Origin of the sequence: Cronobacter universalis NCTC 9529 (genome assembly GCF_001277175.1) — a bacterium.
Classification (GTDB): Bacteria; Pseudomonadota; Gammaproteobacteria; order Enterobacterales; family Enterobacteriaceae; genus Cronobacter; species Cronobacter universalis.
The window spans coordinates 1,194,477-1,212,932 of sequence record NZ_CP012257.1 but is presented as its reverse complement, the minus strand read 5'-3'; the positions used below and the strand labels follow the sequence as shown (position 1 = coordinate 1,212,932).

Genomic DNA, 18,456 nt, shown 5'->3' with positions numbered 1-18,456 from the left:
TGAATAATCATGGCGCGCCCTGCAGGACTCGAACCTGCGACCCACGGCTTAGAAGGCCGTTGCTCTATCCAGCTGAGCTAAGGGCGCCTCGTGAAGAGGCGTTTCACGTTTTCTCTGCCGGTAGCAGTGTGAAACGCCTGGAATTATACGGTCAGTACCAGGTGAGTCAATGGCTTTCGAACCGCCTGCTGGACAATTGAGCGAAAGACACAAACGAAAACTGACAGCACGGCGCGCTTCTGACAGAATATCCTCATCCCCACTTCATTTGATTACAGACGGAATCTTCTCTCTGATGGCAGCAAAGATTATTGACGGTAAAACGATTGCGCAGCAGGTGCGGCTTGAAGTTGCCGAAAAAGTGAAAGCGCGCGTGGCGGCCGGAAAACGCGCCCCAGGGCTTGCGGTCGTGCTCGTTGGCGCGAACCCGGCGTCGCAGATTTATGTCGGCAGCAAACGTAAGGCGTGTGAGGAAGTTGGCTTTGTGTCCCGCTCTTACGATCTGCCGGAAACCACCAGCGAAGCCGAACTGCTGGGGCTGATTGATGAACTGAACGCGGACGCCGCCATTGACGGCATTCTGGTTCAGCTGCCGCTGCCGGCCGGTATCGATAACGTGAAAGTGCTGGAGCGCATCGCGCCGGATAAAGACGTGGACGGCTTCCATCCGTACAACGTCGGTCGTCTGTGCCAGCGCGCGCCGCGTCTGCGCCCGTGTACGCCGCGCGGCATCGTCACGCTGCTTGAGCGCTACAACATCGACACTTATGGCCTGAACGCCGTGGTGATCGGCGCGTCCAATATCGTCGGCCGTCCGATGAGCATGGAGCTGCTGCTGGCGGGCTGCACCACCACCGTGACCCACCGCTTCACCAAAAATCTGCGTCAGCATGTTGAAAATGCCGATCTGCTGATTGTCGCGGTCGGCAAGCCGGGCTTTATTCCGGGCGAGTGGATCAAAGAAGGCGCCATCGTGATTGATGTCGGCATCAACCGTCTGGAAAATGGCAAAGTGGTCGGCGACGTGGTGTTTGAAGATGCCGCAGCGCGCGCCGGTTATATTACCCCGGTGCCGGGCGGCGTCGGCCCGATGACGGTCGCCACGCTTATCCAGAACACGCTGCAGGCGTGCGTTGAATACCATGACGGCGAGGAGGCATAACATGGCAACATTTTCTTTAGGTAAACACCCTCACGTCGAACTGTGCGATCTGCTGAAGCTGGAAGGCTGGAGCGAAAGCGGCGCGCAGGCGAAAATCGTGATTTCCGAAGGTCTGGTGACCGTCGACGGCGCGGTGGAAACCCGCAAGCGCTGCAAAATCGTCGCCGGACAAACCGTCCGCTTCGACGGCCAGAGCGTCACGGTCACGGCATGAATGTCACCAAAACGGCGGGTCTCCCGCCGTTTGGCATTTCTAATTACACGTTTTCCCTTCTTCACAATGCCACTTGCCATCAACCAGCACATCACTGGAAGGTACATGCAAGTCGAACTTACGTCCCTTTAATTCCCACTCCAGCAATTTGTCTTTCCCAAGCACGGAGAATTTAATCGTTACCGGCGTGTAACGACGATATTCACTGCCAACCGGACTCGCTGAACCGGTAATACCCTGTGCGGCCAGCATGTCTGTCCAGGGTTTCTTTATATGAACCACCGTATTTACCTGGCGAAAATTAATCATAAGCAAAGAGCCTTCTGTAACGCGAGTAAGCATCCGCCCGTTAACCACTGCCACAATCATCATTACTAATGGTGCAATCCAGAGAAAACGCCGCTGACGGAGCTGACGTCGTGGTACGGGGCTGCGTTTGCTTTCCCGCAGATAAGTCTGAAGCGTTGCAAGCCACAAGGAAATAAATAAACCGCACAGAATAGAGGTAGCAGCAACATACAATAAATCGAGCCAGCTCTTACGACCGATAAGATAAGCATATATCAGGCCGAGACAAGCAAATCCGTACCATAAGCGGCTCAGGCGCGGGAAGCCTTTTGATAGGTAATCATCTTCTCTGTAAGGCTGTTTTTTACGTCGCAATCGGCTTTTGTAGCGAACAGGCATGCCAGGCCCGCGCTTGCGTTGCTGTCGTCTTAAGTGGCGAAGCCATAAGACCCCTCCCCAAAGAAGCAAACGCCACAGAATCAAGCCCGGCGCGCCTAAAAGGAGCGAGGTCAAAAGCAACATGAATCCGAATGCGACCGCCAGGAGTGAAAAATATATCCCATCTCCTGCGGTGAGATTTTCCGGCACGTAACCAATGGAAGCGCAATAGCTAAAAAGCACCATTGCGCCTGCTGCCAGGCTCAACTTAAAAAGCAAAGAGACGAATTTATCCAAATTATCCAATACGTTATTCATTTAATTTCCTGATTTCCCCTTAATCGCGGACCCAAATAATAGTAGACCGTAATAGCAATCCCCTTTATGAAGTAAGGTTTTTCCTGACAGACTTCTAAGAATCACAATTTTGTCTGATACCAAATCAAATTTTAATTGCGATGGAAAATTGATTAACAGACGATAGGTAGAACGTTCTACTAGAACGTTCTACCTACTATAAAACAGGGCGCAAAAGCCCGGCTGTTCCAATCGGGGGATCGGTATGAGTCTGATAACAGGTTTCGTTAAATCGCTTTCAAAATTGTCGATGATAGGCCGCGCGCTGATGCTGCCTATTTCGCTGCTGCCCGCCGCCGGCCTGCTGCTGGCCTTCGGCGATAAATTCCATTTGCCGCTGATGATGAACGCGGGCGGGGTTATTTTCGATAACCTGCCGCTGCTGTTCGCCATCGGCTCCGCCGTCGGTCTGGCGTCGGAATCCGGCATCGCGGCCCTCTCGGCGGCGGTCTCGGTCTTTATCATTAACATCACCATCAGCACGCAGCTTGGCATCACGCCGGAAATGGCGGCGAGCGGCGGCAAATACGCGATGGTGGTCGGTATTCCGACGCTCCAGATGGGCGTGTTCGGTGGGCTGATTTCAGGCATTCTCGCCGCGTGGTGTTATAACCGCTTCCACACGCTGCAACTGCCGGAATTCCTGGGGTTCTTCTCCGGCAAACGGTTTGTGGCGATTGCCGCGGCGTTTCTCTCGTTCCTGCTGGGGCTGGCGCTGCCGTATGTGTGGCAACACATTCAGGCGGGCATCGACGCGCTGTCAGTTATCGTCAACGGCGATAATCAGGCGGCCTCGACGTTTATCTTCGGGCTGGTGGAGCGCGCGCTGATCCCGCTGGGGCTGCACCATATCTGGTATCCGTCGTTCTGGTATTCGTTTGGCGATTACACCACCCAGACCGGACAGGTTATCCACGGCGACCAGACCATCTGGTTCAAAATGCTGGAAGAGGGCGTGAAAAGCTTCAGCAGCAATACCTACCAGAATGCCGGTAAATTTATGCAGGGCGAGTTTCCGCTGATGCTGTTTGCGCTGCCGGCGGCGTGTCTGGCGATGTATCACGAAGCCAGCACGAAGAATAAGAAAATCGCCTCCGGCATTCTTTTCTCCGCCGCGCTGACCTGTTTTCTGACGGGGATCACGGAGCCGGTTGAATTTACCTTTATTTTTGTCGCGCCGGTGTTGTATGTATTTAACGCCATCATGGCGGGGCTTGCGTATATGTGCATGTATTTGCTGGACGCGCATATCGCCAAATCGTTCTCCGCCGGGCTTATCGACTATATTTCGTTCGGCATTCTGCCCTCTTTTAACGGCTATCAGACGCACTACCTGAACGCGGTTATCGTCGGCATCCCGATGGCGATTATTTACTACTTCACCTTCCGCTTTGTGATCCGCCGTTTTGACGTGAAAACGCCGGGCCGCGTGGATGTCACCGCCAGTGCGGATGATAAAACCGACGCAGAGCTCGCGGGCAATATTGTGGGCCTGCTGGGCGGTAAAGAGAACATCACCAGCGTCGGCGCCTGTATTACGCGCCTGCGTCTGGAAGTGGCGCGCCCGGATCTCGTTGATAAAGACGGGCTGAACGGGCTTGGCGCGCGCGGCGTGGTGTTTGTGGGCGACAACGGCATTCAGGTGATTTTCGGGGCGCGCGCGCAGTTTATTGCGCAGAGCCTGTCAGGCATGACGGGGAAATAACGACGCCTGCGCGGGCCTGACGCCAGGCCCGCGACATCAGCGATAAAAGGATAAATCAGGGCAGATGAAAAAGGTCAGCATTATCGATGTGGCGCGCCAGGCGGGTGTGTCGGTTTCGACGGTCTCGCTGGTGCTGCGCGAGAAGGGAAAAATCTCTGCCGCGACCATCGACAAAGTGCATGCCGCCATTGAGGTGCTGGGCTACGTGCATAACGTCGCGGCCGCTAACCTGCGCGGTAAAACCTCGAACCTGATTGGCCTGGTCGTCGAAGATCTCAACGATCCCTTTTCGACCCGCGTAACGGCAAGCCTGGTGCAGGCGCTGGAGGCGCAGGGCTTTATGGTGTTCCTCACCCAGCCGGGGCGCGAAACGGGCCGTCTGGAGAGCTGTCTGGTCTCGTTTACCCGCCAGGGCGTGGCGGGAGTGGTTTATCTGACGGCCGACTCAACCCAGCGCGCGCTGCCTGCGCCGGTCATGCACAGTACGCTCCCACTGGTGGTGGTGTCGCAGTCGCCGGTGGAAGAGAAGCTCAACAGCGTGATGCGCGATAACCGCCAGGCGGGCGGGCTCGCCACGCGTTATCTGATTGAGCGCGGCCACCGTAATATTGCGTATATCGGCGGTACGGCGGGATGTCTTATCCGCGAGGAGCGGCTTTACGGCTACCGCGCGGCGCTGTCGCAATACGGGCTGCCGTGGCGCGATGAGTTCGCGCGCGCCTGCGCCGAGGAGACGCTGGCAGTCAGCCAGACGGTGCGCCAGCTTCTCGAGGCGAATAACAAAATCACCGCCCTGCTGTGCCATTCGCCCCACGCGATTATCGGCTGCCTGGAGGCGATTCATCAGGTGGGGCGTACCGTGGGGAAAGATGTATTCCTGACGCAGCAGGTGTCGCTGATTGGCTTTGAGGACATGATGCATGTGAATCTGACGTCGCCCTCGTTTACCTATGTCTCTTCCGCCAGCGAAGAGACCGGGCGCCAGGCGGCGGGGTTGATCGTGCGGCTTATCCGCGAGCCGGGTCTGCCCGCGCAGCGGATCACGCTTTCGGGCCAGTTGATTGCGCGCGGATCGGCGTAAGGGAGGACGGCGGGGGCGCGTTATCTTCGGTGGGTGCGCTTCGCTTACCCACCCTACAACGAATATCGCATCGTTTCGTAGGGCAGGTAAGCGCAGCGCACCTGCCGGAACTACCAGAATCACTGCCGTAAAAATGCCCCTTGCCCCACAGGGGCGTAAATATCGCTGCTTTAAGTAAAACAGCGGCTGGTGTTAAATAATTTTTACTGGCTCATGTATGCGATGCCTTAAGCCAGGGTGAAATCAAAAACGGTTGGCTTCTTCGGTCAGTACCTTCGCATGCAGCGGCCTCATTGCCGCGCGCTCAGAAGAAAAACGAAGAAAGGGGCAGAGCGCACGGGTTTACAAGGTCGTTTACTGAAATAATTAAGGGGCGAGTGGATACCCGCCCCTTAAAAATCAGAGCCTGCGCCGGATCTTCTCCACCAGGGCTGCCGTTGAGATCCCGTAACGATCGTGAAGCGTCGGCAGCGCGCCCGCATCGAGGAAAGCATCCGGTAGCGCAACGGTGTCAAAGTCGACATGCACGCGATGGCGCATCAGCAGCGACGCGACAGCCTCGCATAGCCCGCCCACGCTGCTGTGGTTTTCCGCCACAATCACCAGCCGTCCCGGCTTCGCCGCCTGCGCCAGGATCGTCTCTTCATCCAGCGGCTTAATCGTGGGCGAGTGCAGCACCGCCACGCTGACGTTATCCTTACGCAGCTGCTTCGCCGCCTCCAGCGCGCGCATGGTCATCAGGCCTGAGGCGATAATCAGGACGTCGCTCCCCTCTTCCAGCAGCGCGGCTTTACCAATCCTGAACTGGTAGTTGTACTGATCCAGCACCACCGGCACCTTGCCGCGCAGCAGTCGCATATAGACCGGGCCATCATGCGCCGCGATCGCTGGCACCGCCTGTTCAGTGTCTATCGCGTCACAGGGATCGATAATCGTCATGCCCGGAATACCGCGCATAATCGCAATATCTTCCGTCGCCTGGTGGCTCGGCCCGTAACCGGTGGTCAGCCCCGGCAGCGCCGCGCAGATCTTCACGTTCAGATGCTCTTCGGCAATCACCTGATGGATAAAATCGTAGGCGCGGCGCGTGGCAAAGACGGCATATGTCGTGGCGAAGGGAATAAAACCCTCTTTTGCCATTCCCCCGGCCGCGCCCATTAAGAGTTGTTCCGCCATCCCCATCTGGAAGAAGCGTTCCGGATACGCCTGGGCAAAGATATGCAGATCGGTATATTTCGACAAATCCGCCGTCATACCGACAACCTCCGGGCGCTGTTCGGCCAGCTTCACCAGCGCATGGCCGAACGGTGCAGAGCGCGTCTCCTGGCCTTCTTCCGCAATAGAGGCAATCATGGCCGACGTGGTCAGGCGCGGTTTTTTCTCCGTGGACTGGCTCATTACAGCACTCCTTCTGGTTTGTTCGCATCCAGCACGGCGAGTGCTTTTTGCCACTCGTCAGCATCCACGCGAATAAAATGGTTCTTGTCACGCTGCTCAAGGAATGGCACGCCCTTGCCCATCAGCGTGTCGCACAAAATGACGCGCGGCTGGTTTTCCGGGTAGCGCTTAGCATTATCAAACGCCGTCACCAGCGCAGAAACATCGTTGCCGTTTACGCGCTGCACATACCAGCCGAAGGAAGTCCATTTGTCCTCCAGCGGCTCGAAGCCGAGTATGGTGTGCGAGTTGCCGTCTGCCTGCTGGCGGTTAATGTCCACCAGAACAATGAGGTTAGACAGACCATGGTGAGCCGCCGACATCGCCGCTTCCCAGGTTGAACCTTCGTCCAGCTCGCCGTCCGACATAGAATTAACGACCCATGCCGCGCTCTGCTTGTGCTTCAGTCCCAGCGCCATGCCGACCCCAATACATAACCCCTGCCCCAGTGAACCGCCGGAGATCTCCATGCCCGGCGTATAGGTTGCCATGCCGGACATCGGCAGGCGGCTGTCGTCCGAGCCGTAGGTTTCCAGCTCTTCTTCAGGAATGATCCCGGCTTCAATCAGGGCGGCATAACAGGCAATGGCGTAATGACCGTGGGAGAGCAGAAAACGGTCACGACCTTCCCACTCCGGCTCGTCCGGCTTGAGGTTCATACCGTGGGCGAACGCGGTGGCCAGTACGTCGGCATAACCCAGCGCCTGCCCAATGTAACCCTGCCCCTGCACTTCGCCCATGCGCAGCGCATAGCGGCGAATGCGCCAGGCCGCGGCGGCAACCTGTTGAACTGTGGTATCCGTCATCGTCGGGTCTCCTTAATGGATCAGCATGCCGCCGTTCACGTCGAGCGTGATACCGGTGGAGTAAGACGAAAGGTCGCTGCCAAGGAACAACGCGGCGCGGGCAATATCCTGCGCGTCGCCGAGGCGGTTAAGCGGAATGCCCGCCAGGATGGACGTTTTCATCTCATCGCTCAGCTTGCCTGCGGTGATGTCCGTCTGAATAAGTCCCGGGGTGATGCAGTTTACGCGGACGTTGTCCGGCCCCAGTTCGCGGGCCATCGCTTTCGCCAGGCCCAAGACACCCGCTTTTGCCGCACTGTAGTGAGGACCGCCGAATATACCGCCGCCTCGCTGTGCGGATACCGATGAAATGCAGACGATGCTGCCCGACTTCTGCGCGCGCATAGTCGGGATCACCGCCTGGGACATCAGCAGAGTCCCCCGCAGGCTGACGTCCAGCACCGCGTCGTAATTCTCGCGTTTAATCTCCATCAGCTTGATCGGCTGAGTAATACCGGCGTTATTCACCAGAATATCGATGCGCCCGTATTTTCCCAGCACCTGTTCAATGGCGGCGTTGACCTGTAATTCGTTGCTGACGTTCGCCGCCAGGCCCAGATGCTCTTCACCCAGGCTCGCCGCCGCTGCCCGACTGGCTTCGGCATCTAAATCAATAATCACCACCCTAGCGCCTTGCTCAGCATATAATTTAGCCGTGGCAAAACCTAAACCGCGTACGGAAGCCGCGCCGGTAATAACGGCGACTTTATCTTTCAGTAGCATATATTTACTCCATTATGAATAGAGGAATTAAATGTCTTATTTCGGCTCTTCAAGAAGCATAATTACAATTAAGCCAATGGACGCACAAATACCGAAATAAATAAACACGGAATTAAAACTGCCTGTTTTATCGAGTAAGAAGCCCGCCAGCATCGGAGAAACAAATCCCCCGAGATTACCGCCGCTGTTGATAATTGACGCGGCAATGGGATACGTTTTACTGTCCGCAACCGCCATGCCGTAAGCCGTAAAAGCTGGCCAGCCGATATTCAGACACAGGCCGACAAAAAACAGTCCCACGCAAACCGCCACGGTACTTTGCGGAATATTCAGCATAATAACCATCATTAAGACGGTACTGATGGCGGTAAACATCATGGTCGGTTTGCGTCGGCGACCGAGCAGTTTGTCAGAGACATACCCGCCAAAAATCGCCCCGATAAAACCGCCGATGCACGGCATACTGGCGACCAGCCCCATGCTCATAAACGTAAAGCCTTTCTCTTTCACCAGATAGAGCGGGATCCACGTCAACAGGCCATACAGCACGCTGACCATCATGAAATAGGCCAGACAGTCGCCGAGGATATTCTTTGAGGTAAACAGCCCCTTCACCGTACTCACCGGGGCTAACTCCCGCACGCGGATCAGCCGGTCAAGGCGCGCAAAGCCGGGTGAAATCACGATGTTTTCCCGTCTGGCGTCCTGCCTCTCCTGACCCTCGGTAATGGTTTCCAGCTCCGCTTTAGAGACGAATGCGCTCTCGGACGGCTTCGTGCGCACCAGCAAATACCACAGGACGGCAATGACCAGACCGGGGATTGCAAAGGAGAAGAAGACCCAGCGCCAGCCCCAGGTCATGGCGATCCACACGGCCAGCGGCGGCACGAGTATAGGCGCAAACATAGTGGCCGCGATGTATACGCCCGTGGCCGTCGCCTTCTCCTTTGGCGGAAACCAGTTGTTAATGGTGGAGGCCAGCCCGACGGGACACGGCCCTTCGGTTAGCCCAAGCCCCAGACGAATACACTTCAGGCCCAGAACAGAGGTCGCCGTGCCCATCAGCCAGGTGAAGGCGGAGAAGCCAAATATCGACAGCGCCACCATGCCGCGAATACCCTTTTTGGCGATAAAAAAGCCTGCCGGAATTTGGCTCAGGGCGTATCCCAAAAAGAACATACTGGCAATGGCGCCAGCTTCGAAATTATTGATATGAAATTCGTCAATGATAAACGGTAATACCGCACCAATATTTGTTCTGTCAGCATAGTTAATGGCATAGACAATAAAAATCAATGCCAGCACGATGAAACGATAATTGGTTTTTTTAGTATTTATGTAGGGGACAGCCTGTTCTATACGAGACATAACTTACCTCATTATTCGAACACAGTGAGTCATTTTATTATTGCGCTCAACGTCAATATATCGGCTCCCCCATGAAACACCATGCAATAAAACTCATTTATTCCTGAGATAAATTTGATTCGAGATACAGCTCAAAAAAATAACATCGGGATAAAATTGCCCGTACGCAGCCTGAATGTTATGTTTTTCATCATTAAACAGGTAAGGAGTAGACCATGCCCGCGCAGGATCGTCAGACGTTATCGCTGCCCTCGCTCAGAAATTTGCAGGCGTTTATCGCCGTTGCCAACGCCCTGAGCATCCATCAGGCGGCGGAGCAGCTCAACGTCACTCCCTCCGCGGTGAGTCATCAGATAGCGTCGCTGGAATCGTGGTTGGGCAAGAAATTATTCATCCGCAGCGGCAAAGGGGTTCAGCTCACCCCAACGGGAGAAAAGTATCTGCGGGAGGTCTCGGCAGCGATGAGCGCCATCGGGCGCGCCACCAGTCAGATCGTAGAAGAGAAAGAGAGCGCCGTGCTTCGCGTGCATTCCTCGCCCACCTTTGGGCTGTCATGGCTGTTGCGCCGCCTGGGCAGGTTCCGCGCCGAATATCCTGATATCACCATCAATCTCACCTGCTCCTATGAAAACCTGCAGTTCGCCAGAGATAATATCGACATTGATATCCGCCACGGTATCCCGGACTGGGATGCCTACCGGGTGATGACCATCAAAAGCGACATGCTGGTGGTAATGGCCTCACCGGAGTATGTGGAAAAACATCCCATCAGCACCCCCACCGATCTGCTGCAACAGTCACTTATTTCGTCAACCAGCACCCTGGTAAACTGGGAAAAATGGTTTGCGTGGCACAATATCGACAGGCCCTGGCTCAACTTCAGCCTCAGCTTTGACCGCTCCTACATGAGCTTTGAAGCGGCGCGCATAGGTCTGGGGTTTATTCTGGAGAGCAAAATGATGGCAACCGATTACCTGCAAGATGGTTCGCTTGTGCAGGTGCTACCAGATGAGATGGGGATCGGCATTAACGCGCATCATCTTGTGATGCCGCACATGAACGAACGCACATGGAAAATCCAGAGATTTACCGAGTGGATGGACAAAGAACTGCGGTTGTCGGGGTATCATCTGTAATGCCGGGTAACCGCTGGGGTTTATGACGCTTTCAGAAACTGCGGCTGGATCTCTCCCTTTTAACCTCCATCGCTGACAACCTCTTTGCGCCCAGCCATAGCGTGCGGGCCTGCTTTTTCGGACTGCGCGAACGAGCCCCAGGCCGGGCGGACGGGCGCAGAATGATGCGGTCCCCTTCCCGGAGGAGTTCGAGCTTGCTCCCCCCTCAAAATCAATGTCACGGGGGAAGCGGATGGCGCGATTGTTGCCGCTTTTTGAAAATGGATACGGCTCTTATATTTAACTTGCGAATATTTTGGGTACCTGGGTGTCCATACGATATGATATTGACAACACCGAGCGCATGAGAGCCTTTCTGGCAGAGCCACCCTGTGGCTGACCACTTCCCCAGGCGGTGGTGTTCAGATTGGTATAAAAAAAGCGGCTTTCGCCGCTTTTTCTTATTTACGTCGCCAGGTTGTGCCCTGCGGGCCATCTTCCAGAATAATGCCCATCTCGTTTAAGCGATCGCGCGCGGCGTCCGCTGCCGCCCAGTCTTTCGCTTTGCGCGCTTCAAGGCGCTTAACGATCAGCGCTTCGATCTCCGCCACTTCATCGTCACTGGTCTGCGCGCCCGACTGCAGGAACTGCTCCGGCTCCTGCTCCAGCAGGCCCAGCACGGCGGCAAGCTTACGCAGATGCGCGGCTAACTGATTCGCCGCGCTGCTGTCTTCCGCTTTCAGGCGGTTCACTTCACGCGCCATATCAAACAGCACGGAATACGCTTCCGGCGTGTTGAAATCGTCGTTCATCGCTTCGACAAAACGCGCTTCAAACGCCTCGCCGCCCGCGGCTGCCGCGCTGGCGTCGGTGCCGCGCAGCGCGGTGTAGAGACGCTCAAGCGAGGCGCGCGCCTGCTTTAAGTTCTCTTCGCTGTAGTTCAGCTGGCTGCGGTAATGGCCGGACATCAGGAAGTAGCGCACGGTCTCAGCGTCGTAGTGTTGCAGCACGTCGCGCACGGTAAAGAAGTTGCCGAGCGATTTGGACATCTTCTCGCGATCGACCATCACCATGCCGGAGTGCATCCAGTAGTTCACATACTCACCGTCGTGCGCGCAGGTCGACTGGGCGATTTCGTTTTCATGGTGCGGGAACATCAGGTCAGAGCCGCCGCCGTGAATATCGAAATGGCTGCCGAGCTGCTTGCAGTTCATCGCGGAGCACTCAATATGCCAGCCCGGACGCCCGTCGCCCCACGGCGACGGCCAGCTCGGCTCGCCCGGCTTGGACATCTTCCACAGTACGAAATCCATCGGGTTACGTTTGCTGTCGGCCACTTCCACGCGCGCCCCCGCCTGGAGCTGTTCCAGATCCTGGCGCGAGAGCTTGCCGTAATCCGCGTCGCTCTCCACCGCGAACATCACATCGCCGTTGCCCGCGACATACGCATGGCCGCGAGCGATCAGCTGCTCAACGATTTCAATAATTTCCGGGATGTGCTGCGTCGCGCGCGGCTCGCTTTCCGGGCGCAGAATATTCAGCGCATCGAAATCTTTGTGCATCTCGGCGACCATACGGTCCACCAGCGCCACGAAATCTTCGCCGTTCTCGTTGGCGCGTTTAATAATTTTGTCGTCAATATCGGTAATGTTGCGCACATATTTCAGCTTATAGCCGAGAAAACGCAGGTAGCGCGCAACGACGTCAAACGCGATAAACGTACGGCCATGACCGATGTGACAGAGGTCGTAAACGGTAATACCACACACGTACATGCCGACTTCCCCGGCATGAATAGGCTTAAATTCTTCTTTCTGGCGACTCATGGTATTGAAGATTTTTAACATCAGAAGTTTCCGTGTCAGTGTGTGGTAAGCAGATAAAACCCCTATATTACCCATAATTGAAAGCGCAAGCACCCCACTTTGCAAGGTGAAGCAAGCGGTGAGTTATGCTATAACAGCCTCCTACTGTGGCTTCTTTCGGAAGCCGAAGCACCACTGAAACAAAACAGGATGCAGACATGGTTACTTTTCACACCAATCACGGCGACATCGTAATCAAGACCTTTGATGACAAAGCGCCGGAAACGGTAAAAAACTTTCTGGAATATTGCCGCGAAGGTTTCTACGACAACACCATTTTCCATCGTGTAATCAACGGCTTTATGATTCAGGGCGGCGGCTTTGAGCCGGGCATGAAGCAGAAAAGCACCAAAGATCCTATCAAAAACGAAGCCAACAACGGCCTGAAGAACACCCGCGGCACGCTGGCGATGGCGCGCACGCAGGCGCCGCACTCCGCGACTGCGCAGTTCTTCATCAACATTGCAGATAACGACTTCCTGAACTTCAGCGGCGAAAGCCTGCAGGGTTGGGGCTACTGCGTATTCGCAGAAGTGGTCGAAGGCATGGACGTGGTTGATAAAATCAAAGGCGTATCCACCGGCCGCAGCGGCATGCATCAGGATGTGCCGAAAGAAGACGTGATTATCGAGCGCGTGACCGTCAGCGAGTAATTCGTGGCGACGCTCTTTATTGCAGATCTTCATCTGTGCCCAGAAGAACCGGCGATTACCGCCGGTTTTCTGCGTTTTTTAGCCGGTACAGCGCGTGAAGCGGACGCGCTTTATATCCTGGGCGATCTCTTTGAAGCCTGGATTGGCGATGACGACCCGCAACCACTGCACCGCGAGATAGCCGCCGCCCTGCGCGCGCTCGTGCAATCCGGCGTTCCCTGCTATTTCATCCACGGCAACCGCGATTTCCTGCTCGGCCGTCGCTTCGCCCGCGAAAGCGGCATGCAATTGCTGCCGGAAGAACAAGTGCTGGATCTCTACGGCAGACGCGTGCTGATCATGCATGGCGACACGCTGTGCACCGACGATGCCGGTTATCAGGCGTTTCGCGCCAAAGTGCATAAACCGTGGCTGCAAACTCTTTTTCTTGCCCTGCCCCTGCGGCTTCGCCGCCGCATTGCCGCCCGCATGCGCGCCGGCAGCAAAGCCTCCAACAGCCAGAAAGATCTCGCCATCATGGATGTCAACCCGCAGGCGGTCGTTAGCGCCATGACCCGCCAGCAGGTGCAGTGGCTCATTCACGGCCACACCCACCGCCCCGCCGTCCACACGCTGGAGGCGAACGGCAAGCCCGCGCACCGCGTGGTGTTAAGCGCCTGGCACAGCGAAGGCTCAATGATCAAAGTCACCCCTGACGACGTGGAACTGGTAGCGTTTCCGTTCTGATTCCCCCCGCGTTTTTGCCGTTCTCACGCCTACGCAACCGTTTTCCTTGCCGGTTTTCCGTGATATTCTCAAGGCCCTCGTAACGGCGACCCCGTTGATTTTGCCGCCTGACCACAGGAGTTTTGAGACGTATGTCCTCCAGCCACACCCCGGCGCGTATCGCCATCGTCATGGGTTCCAGAAGCGACTGGGCCACCATGCAGTTTGCCGCAGAAATTCTCGATGCTCTGGATGTTCCTCACCACGTTGAAGTGGTTTCCGCGCACCGCACGCCCGATAAACTCTTCAGCTTCGCCGAGCGCGCGCAGGAGAACGGGTTTCAGGTGATCATCGCGGGCGCAGGCGGCGCGGCGCATCTGCCGGGCATGATTGCCGCGAAAACGCTGGTGCCGGTGCTGGGCGTGCCGGTGCAGAGCGCGGCGTTGAGCGGGCTGGACAGCCTCTACTCTATCGTTCAGATGCCGCGCGGGATTCCAGTGGGCACGCTGGCTATCGGCAAAGCGGGCGCGGCGAACGCGGCTCTGCTGGCCGCTCAAATCCTGGCTCAGCACGACAGCGCGCTGCTGGCGCGGCTTGAGAACTGGCGTCAGAAGCAAACCGAGGAAGTGCTGGAGAATCCGGACCCGCGGGGTGAGGCATGAAGCAGGTATGCGTGCTGGGTAACGGCCAGCTTGGCAGAATGCTGCGTCAGGCAGGCGAGCCGCTTGGCATTCGCGTCTGGCCGGTAGGGCTCGACGCCGATCCGCAGGCGGTGCCGTTCTCGCAGAGCGTTATCACGGCGGAAATTGAACGCTGGCCGGAAACCGCCCTGACCCGCGAGCTGGCGCGCCACAACGCGTTCGTTAACCGCGACGTTTTCCCGCTTATCGCCGACCGTTTCACCCAGAAACAGCTGCTCGATAAGCTGAATCTTCCCACCGCGCCGTGGCAGTTGCTGGCAAACAGCGGCGAATGGCCGCAGATTTTTGAGGCTCTCGGTGAGCTGGCTATCGTCAAGCGCCGCACCGGCGGCTACGATGGCCGCGGCCAGTGGCGGCTACGCGCGCACGAGACCGATACGCTGCCCGCCGAGTGCTACGGCGAGTGCATTGTCGAGCAGGGCATTAACTTTACCGGCGAGGTGTCGCTGGTCGGCGCTCGCGCGCATGACGGCAGCGCGGTCTTTTATCCGCTGACCCATAACCTGCATCAGGACGGCATTCTGCGCGCCAGCGTCGCGTTCCCGCAGGCTAACGCCGCGCAGCAGAAGCAGGCCGAAGCGATGCTGCGCGCGATTATGGACGAGCTGAATTATGTGGGCGTGATGGCGATGGAGTGTTTCGTGACGCCGCAGGGCCTGCTGATTAACGAACTGGCGCCGCGCGTGCACAACAGCGGCCACTGGACGCAGAACGGCGCGTCCATCAGCCAGTTTGAACTGCATCTGCGCGCCGTGACCAGCCTGCCGCTGCCGCAGCCGGTAGTGAGCGGCCCATCGGTGATGGTGAATCTGATCGGCACCGATCTGAATTACGACTGGCTGAAGCTGCCGCTGGTGCATCTGCACTGGTACGACAAAGAGGTGCGTGAAGGCCGTAAAGTCGGGCATCTCAATCTGAGCGATGCCGAGGCGACGCTGATTGACGCCACGCTGGAAGCCCTCTCCCCGTTGCTGCCGCCAGAATACGCCAGCGGCATCGCCTGGGCGCAGGCGCATTTGCGATAAAAAAGCACCCTGCGGGGTGCTTTTTTATTAGGTGTCGCGGTTGCCCTCATGGCGGGTGCGCTTCGCTTACCCACCCTACCACTCACCGTTGCGCTTACCCGCCGGGCATAAAGCAGAAATATTGTAGGGCGGGTAAGCGCAGCGCACCCGCCGGGCGAGGCGTTATGCCTCCAGCGCCTGCTCGAGATCCGCGAGCAAATCCTCCGCGTCTTCAATCCCGACCGACAACCGAATCAACTGCGGCGTAATGCCATTCGCCAGCCGCTGCTCAAGCGGGATCGAGGCGTGCGTCATACTGAACGGCTGGCTCACCAGGCTCTCCACGCCGCCGAGACTCTCGGCAAGCGTAAAGAGCCGCAGCTTTTTAATCACCTGCGCCGCACGCTGGTCATCGCCGCGCACTACGATGGAAATCATACCGCCTGAGAGCGCCATCTGACGGCGCGCCAGCGCATACTGCGGGTGGCTTTCCAGCCACGGGAAAAACACTTTTTCCACCTGCGGATGCTGCGCCAGCCGCTGCGCAATCTTCAGCGCGCTGGCGCTGTGCCGCTCCATACGCAGCGCCAGCGTGCGAATGCCGCGCAGCGTCAGAAAACTGCTGAACGGATCGAGCACGCCGCCGACGGCGTTCTGCAAATAGGCCAGCTGCTGCGCCAGTTCAGTGTTATCGCCCACCACCGCCAGCCCGGCCACCACGTCGGAGTGGCCGTTCAGGTATTTGGTGGCCGAATGCACCACAATATCAAACCCGAGCGTCAGCGGGCGGTGAATGGCGGGCGAGGCGAACGTATTATCCGCGACGCTTATCAGCCCGCGCCTGCGCGCCAGCCCGGCGATAGCCTCGAGATCCGCCAGTTTCAGCAGCGGATTGGTCGGCGTCTCGACCCAGATCATCCGGGTTTCCGGGCGGATCGCCGCCTCCAGCGCCGCGAGATCGTCAGGCTTCACCCAGGAAACGGTCAGCCCGGCGGTGCGCTTACGCACGTTTTCCAGCAGCCGGTACGTGCCGCCATATACATCGTCCACCGCCACGATATGGCTCTCTTTATCAAGCAACTCCAGCACCGTGGAAATGGCCGCCAGACCGGAGGCGAACGCGAACCCCTGGCTGCCCGCTTCAAGCTCCGCGATGGCGCGCTCCAGCGCGTGGCGCGTCGGGTTGCCGCTGCGCGAATATTCATAGCCGGTATGCTCGCCGGGCGCGGGCTGCGCGTAGGTGGAGGTGGCGTAAATCGGCGGCATCACCGCGCCATGCTGATCGTGATGCGTGCCGCTGTGCACGCTGAGCGTTGCGAATTTATCCATGATAAAACTCCTTAAGATTCAAGCTGGTTGCGCCAGCGGTTCAGCACATCGGTGCGGGTGATAAGCCCGAGAAAGCGCGTATCGTCGGTAATCACCGCCACCAGCCCGCGTTCGAAAACCTCAAACAGTTCCCGCTCGCTGGCGCTTTTATCGAGCGTCACCACCTCGCGGTTCATGGCCGCCGAGACGGGCGTGAGAAAGCGCTGGCTGTCGCCGCGGATAAACGTCAGCAGATCCCACTCATCGACAATGCCCACCACGCGCCCCTGCGCCAGCACCGGAAGCTGCGAGATATCGTAAAGCCGCATCCGGGCGAGCACCGTCGCGAGCGAGTCATCGGGTGCCGCGGTCACGGCCGCGCCTTCATCATGGCGAAACGCGATGTAATCCCGCAGATCGCCCACGGCGGGCCGCGTCTGTAGCCCCTGCTGGCGCAGCCAGTCGTCGTTAAACATTTTCGAGAGATATTTATTGCCGCTGTCGCAGGCGAAGGTCACCACGCGCTTCGGGGTCGTCTGCGCGCGGCAGTAGCGCAGCGCGGCGGCCAGCAGCGTGCCGGTGGAAGAGCCCGCCAGCACCCCTTCGATTTTCAGCAGATCGCGCGCGGCGGCGAACGCGGCGGCGTCGGTTACGCGAAAAGCCTGTCGGACGCCCTCCAGATGCGCGAGCGGCGGAATGAAATCCTCGCCGATGCCCTCCACCAGCCACGATCCCGCCTCGTGATAGCGCCCCGTTTCAACCTGATCGGCCAGGATCGATCCTGCCGGATCGGCGAGCACGAATTCGGTATGGGGAGAGTGCTCGCGAAACCAGGCCTGAAGCCCGCCGAGCGTGCCGCCGGAGCCAACGCCCACCACGATAGCGTCAATGCGCCCTTCCGCCTGCGCAAAAAGCTCCGGCGCGGTGGTGGTCTGATGCGCCAGCGGGTTGGCCGGGTTATTAAACTGATCAATGTAAAACGCGCCGGGCGTTTCATCGGCGAGGCGCTGCGCGTAATCCTGGTAATAGGCCGGGTGGCCTTTGTTAACGTCCGAGCGGGTAAGCCGCACATCCACGCCCAGCGCGCGCAGGTGATAAATTTTCTCGCGGCTCATTTTGTCCGGCACCACCAGGATCAGCTTGTAGCCCTTTTGGGCGGCGATAAGCGCAAGGCCGAGGCCGGTGTTGCCCGCCGTGGCTTCAATAATGGTGCCGCCGGGCGCAAGCCGCCCCAGGCGTTCGGCCTCGTTAATCATCGAGAGCGCCACGCGGTCTTTAATCGAACCGCCGGGGTTCTGGTTTTCCAGTTTCAGCAGCAGTTCGCACGGGCCGGTATCGAGCTTTGCGAGGCGCAGCAGCGGCGTCTGCCCGATAAGAGAGGTTACAGAATCGACTATCGACATGGTCGGTTTATCCGGTCATCAGAGAATGGCCAAATGATAGGACTGCGTTTTTTCGCGGTTAAAGAATGATTCGCGGGTCGTTAGAACCAGATGGAATATTCTCTGCTGTTATGGCGGTAAAGAAGTCGAGCGGTAAAGTCGTCC

Annotated in this window: 17 protein-coding genes, 1 tRNA gene and 1 pseudogene; 9 read left to right on the top strand and 10 right to left on the bottom strand. The window is 57.7% G+C overall.

The window, feature by feature from the left end:
* Positions 1-10: 10 nt before the first annotated feature.
* Positions 11-87: transfer RNA gene (locus tag AFK65_RS05490), tRNA-Arg, on the bottom strand.
* 208 nt (positions 88-295) lie between these two features.
* On the opposite strand from AFK65_RS05490, the gene folD reads away from it, so the two are divergent.
* Both folD and ybcJ read left to right on the top strand, forming a co-directional pair.
* Positions 296-1,162 carry a bifunctional methylenetetrahydrofolate dehydrogenase/methenyltetrahydrofolate cyclohydrolase FolD gene (gene folD / locus AFK65_RS05485; protein ID WP_007706347.1) on the top strand — a complete coding sequence of 289 codons (867 nt, stop codon included), beginning with the start codon at positions 296-298 and terminating at the stop codon, positions 1,160-1,162.
* Position 1,163: 1 nt separating this feature from the next.
* Positions 1,164-1,376: a ribosome-associated protein YbcJ gene (ybcJ, locus tag AFK65_RS05480; protein ID WP_007706344.1), complete on the top strand. Its 213-nt coding sequence runs from the start codon at positions 1,164-1,166 to the stop codon at positions 1,374-1,376.
* A gap of 39 nt (positions 1,377-1,415) precedes the next feature.
* On the opposite strand, the gene AFK65_RS05475 is transcribed toward ybcJ, so the two are convergent.
* Complete coding sequence (locus AFK65_RS05475; protein ID WP_007706341.1) at positions 1,416-2,360, bottom strand: hypothetical protein; 945 nt, start codon at positions 2,358-2,360, stop codon at positions 1,416-1,418.
* 244 nt (positions 2,361-2,604) lie between these two features.
* Here AFK65_RS05475 and AFK65_RS05470 point away from each other — a divergent pair, with 244 nt between their 5' ends.
* A complete protein-coding gene (locus AFK65_RS05470; protein WP_038857764.1) occupies positions 2,605-4,104 on the top strand; it encodes a PTS transporter subunit EIIC in 1,500 nt (499 codons plus the stop codon).
* A gap of 64 nt (positions 4,105-4,168) precedes the next feature.
* Positions 4,169-5,185, top strand: a complete 1,017-nt coding sequence (gene malI, locus AFK65_RS05465; protein ID WP_007706318.1) for a Mal regulon transcriptional regulator MalI — start codon at positions 4,169-4,171, stop codon at positions 5,183-5,185.
* 399 nt (positions 5,186-5,584) lie between these two features.
* On the opposite strand, the gene AFK65_RS05460 is transcribed toward malI, so the two are convergent.
* The 4 genes from AFK65_RS05460 to AFK65_RS05445 are packed head-to-tail and all read right to left on the bottom strand — an operon-like array spanning position 5,585 to position 9,558.
* Positions 5,585-6,583 carry a transketolase family protein gene (locus tag AFK65_RS05460; protein WP_007706315.1) on the bottom strand — a complete coding sequence of 333 codons (999 nt, stop codon included), beginning with the start codon at positions 6,581-6,583 and terminating at the stop codon, positions 5,585-5,587.
* Entirely contained in the window at positions 6,583-7,428 is an 846-nt protein-coding gene (locus tag AFK65_RS05455) for a transketolase (RefSeq protein WP_007706312.1), read from the bottom strand. The genes AFK65_RS05460 and AFK65_RS05455 overlap by 1 nt, the downstream gene beginning before the upstream one ends.
* A 12-nt stretch (positions 7,429-7,440) precedes the next feature.
* Positions 7,441-8,190 (bottom strand): SDR family NAD(P)-dependent oxidoreductase, encoded by a 750-nt coding sequence (locus tag AFK65_RS05450; RefSeq protein ID WP_038857766.1) that lies wholly within the window; start codon positions 8,188-8,190, stop codon positions 7,441-7,443.
* A 36-nt stretch (positions 8,191-8,226) separates the two neighbouring features.
* Positions 8,227-9,558, bottom strand: coding sequence for an MFS transporter (locus AFK65_RS05445; RefSeq protein ID WP_007706306.1), 1,332 nt, complete (start codon positions 9,556-9,558; stop codon positions 8,227-8,229).
* A 215-nt stretch (positions 9,559-9,773) separates the two neighbouring features.
* Between AFK65_RS05445 and AFK65_RS05440 the strand changes: the two genes are divergently transcribed.
* Entirely contained in the window at positions 9,774-10,694 is a 921-nt protein-coding gene (locus AFK65_RS05440; protein ID WP_007706303.1) for a LysR substrate-binding domain-containing protein, read from the top strand.
* Positions 10,695-10,753: 59 nt separating this feature from the next.
* Here AFK65_RS05440 and vapB read toward each other — a convergent pair.
* Positions 10,754-10,971 (bottom strand): annotated as a pseudogene (vapB, locus tag AFK65_RS22185) (type II toxin-antitoxin system VapB family antitoxin).
* Between the two features lie 163 nt (positions 10,972-11,134).
* Positions 11,135-12,520 carry a cysteine--tRNA ligase gene (gene cysS, locus AFK65_RS05435; protein WP_038857767.1) on the bottom strand — a complete coding sequence of 462 codons (1,386 nt, stop codon included), beginning with the start codon at positions 12,518-12,520 and terminating at the stop codon, positions 11,135-11,137.
* A 176-nt stretch (positions 12,521-12,696) separates the two neighbouring features.
* Here cysS and ppiB point away from each other — a divergent pair, with 176 nt between their 5' ends.
* From ppiB to purK, 4 genes are all read left to right on the top strand, one after another.
* Positions 12,697-13,191: a peptidylprolyl isomerase B gene (gene ppiB / locus AFK65_RS05430; RefSeq protein WP_007706290.1), complete on the top strand. Its 495-nt coding sequence runs from the start codon at positions 12,697-12,699 to the stop codon at positions 13,189-13,191.
* A gap of 3 nt (positions 13,192-13,194) precedes the next feature.
* On the top strand, positions 13,195-13,917 hold the full coding sequence (gene lpxH / locus AFK65_RS05425) for a UDP-2,3-diacylglucosamine diphosphatase (protein WP_007706289.1): 723 nt from the start codon (positions 13,195-13,197) through the stop codon (positions 13,915-13,917).
* A gap of 131 nt (positions 13,918-14,048) precedes the next feature.
* On the top strand, positions 14,049-14,558 hold the full coding sequence (gene purE, locus AFK65_RS05420) for a 5-(carboxyamino)imidazole ribonucleotide mutase (protein WP_007706288.1): 510 nt from the start codon (positions 14,049-14,051) through the stop codon (positions 14,556-14,558).
* On the top strand, positions 14,555-15,622 hold the full coding sequence (purK, locus tag AFK65_RS05415; RefSeq protein ID WP_038857768.1) for a 5-(carboxyamino)imidazole ribonucleotide synthase: 1,068 nt from the start codon (positions 14,555-14,557) through the stop codon (positions 15,620-15,622). Before purE ends, purK begins: the two co-directional genes overlap by 4 nt.
* Positions 15,623-15,784: 162 nt before the next feature.
* Here the strand turns inward: purK and AFK65_RS05410 are convergent, their stop codons facing one another.
* A complete protein-coding gene (locus AFK65_RS05410) occupies positions 15,785-16,930 on the bottom strand; it encodes a trans-sulfuration enzyme family protein (RefSeq protein ID WP_038857769.1) in 1,146 nt (381 codons plus the stop codon).
* 11 nt (positions 16,931-16,941) lie between these two features.
* Entirely contained in the window at positions 16,942-18,312 is a 1,371-nt protein-coding gene (locus AFK65_RS05405) for a pyridoxal-phosphate dependent enzyme (RefSeq protein ID WP_038857771.1), read from the bottom strand.
* Positions 18,313-18,456 lie beyond the last annotated feature (144 nt).

What these genes read in the sequence shown, in the direction of transcription:
- purK (WP_038857768.1), top strand. Translation starts at nt 14,555, where the DNA reads ATGAAGCAGGTATGCGTGCTGGGTAACGGCCAGCTTGGCAGAATGCTG.
- purE (WP_007706288.1), top strand. Translation starts at nt 14,049, where the DNA reads ATGTCCTCCAGCCACACCCCGGCGCGTATCGCCATCGTCATGGGTTCC.
- AFK65_RS05455 (WP_007706312.1), bottom strand. Translation starts at nt 7,428, where the DNA reads ATGACGGATACCACAGTTCAACAGGTTGCCGCCGCGGCCTGGCGCATT.
- AFK65_RS05410 (WP_038857769.1), bottom strand. Translation starts at nt 16,930, where the DNA reads ATGGATAAATTCGCAACGCTCAGCGTGCACAGCGGCACGCATCACGAT.
- AFK65_RS05475 (WP_007706341.1), bottom strand. Translation starts at nt 2,360, where the DNA reads ATGAATAACGTATTGGATAATTTGGATAAATTCGTCTCTTTGCTTTTT.
- AFK65_RS05440 (WP_007706303.1), top strand. Translation starts at nt 9,774, where the DNA reads ATGCCCGCGCAGGATCGTCAGACGTTATCGCTGCCCTCGCTCAGAAAT.
- AFK65_RS05450 (WP_038857766.1), bottom strand. Translation starts at nt 8,190, where the DNA reads ATGCTACTGAAAGATAAAGTCGCCGTTATTACCGGCGCGGCTTCCGTA.
- cysS (WP_038857767.1), bottom strand. Translation starts at nt 12,520, where the DNA reads ATGTTAAAAATCTTCAATACCATGAGTCGCCAGAAAGAAGAATTTAAG.
- malI (WP_007706318.1), top strand. Translation starts at nt 4,169, where the DNA reads ATGAAAAAGGTCAGCATTATCGATGTGGCGCGCCAGGCGGGTGTGTCG.
- folD (WP_007706347.1), top strand. Translation starts at nt 296, where the DNA reads ATGGCAGCAAAGATTATTGACGGTAAAACGATTGCGCAGCAGGTGCGG.
- AFK65_RS05445 (WP_007706306.1), bottom strand. Translation starts at nt 9,558, where the DNA reads ATGTCTCGTATAGAACAGGCTGTCCCCTACATAAATACTAAAAAAACC.
- AFK65_RS05405 (WP_038857771.1), bottom strand. Translation starts at nt 18,312, where the DNA reads ATGTCGATAGTCGATTCTGTAACCTCTCTTATCGGGCAGACGCCGCTG.
- AFK65_RS05460 (WP_007706315.1), bottom strand. Translation starts at nt 6,583, where the DNA reads ATGAGCCAGTCCACGGAGAAAAAACCGCGCCTGACCACGTCGGCCATG.
- AFK65_RS05470 (WP_038857764.1), top strand. Translation starts at nt 2,605, where the DNA reads ATGAGTCTGATAACAGGTTTCGTTAAATCGCTTTCAAAATTGTCGATG.
- ybcJ (WP_007706344.1), top strand. Translation starts at nt 1,164, where the DNA reads ATGGCAACATTTTCTTTAGGTAAACACCCTCACGTCGAACTGTGCGAT.
- ppiB (WP_007706290.1), top strand. Translation starts at nt 12,697, where the DNA reads ATGGTTACTTTTCACACCAATCACGGCGACATCGTAATCAAGACCTTT.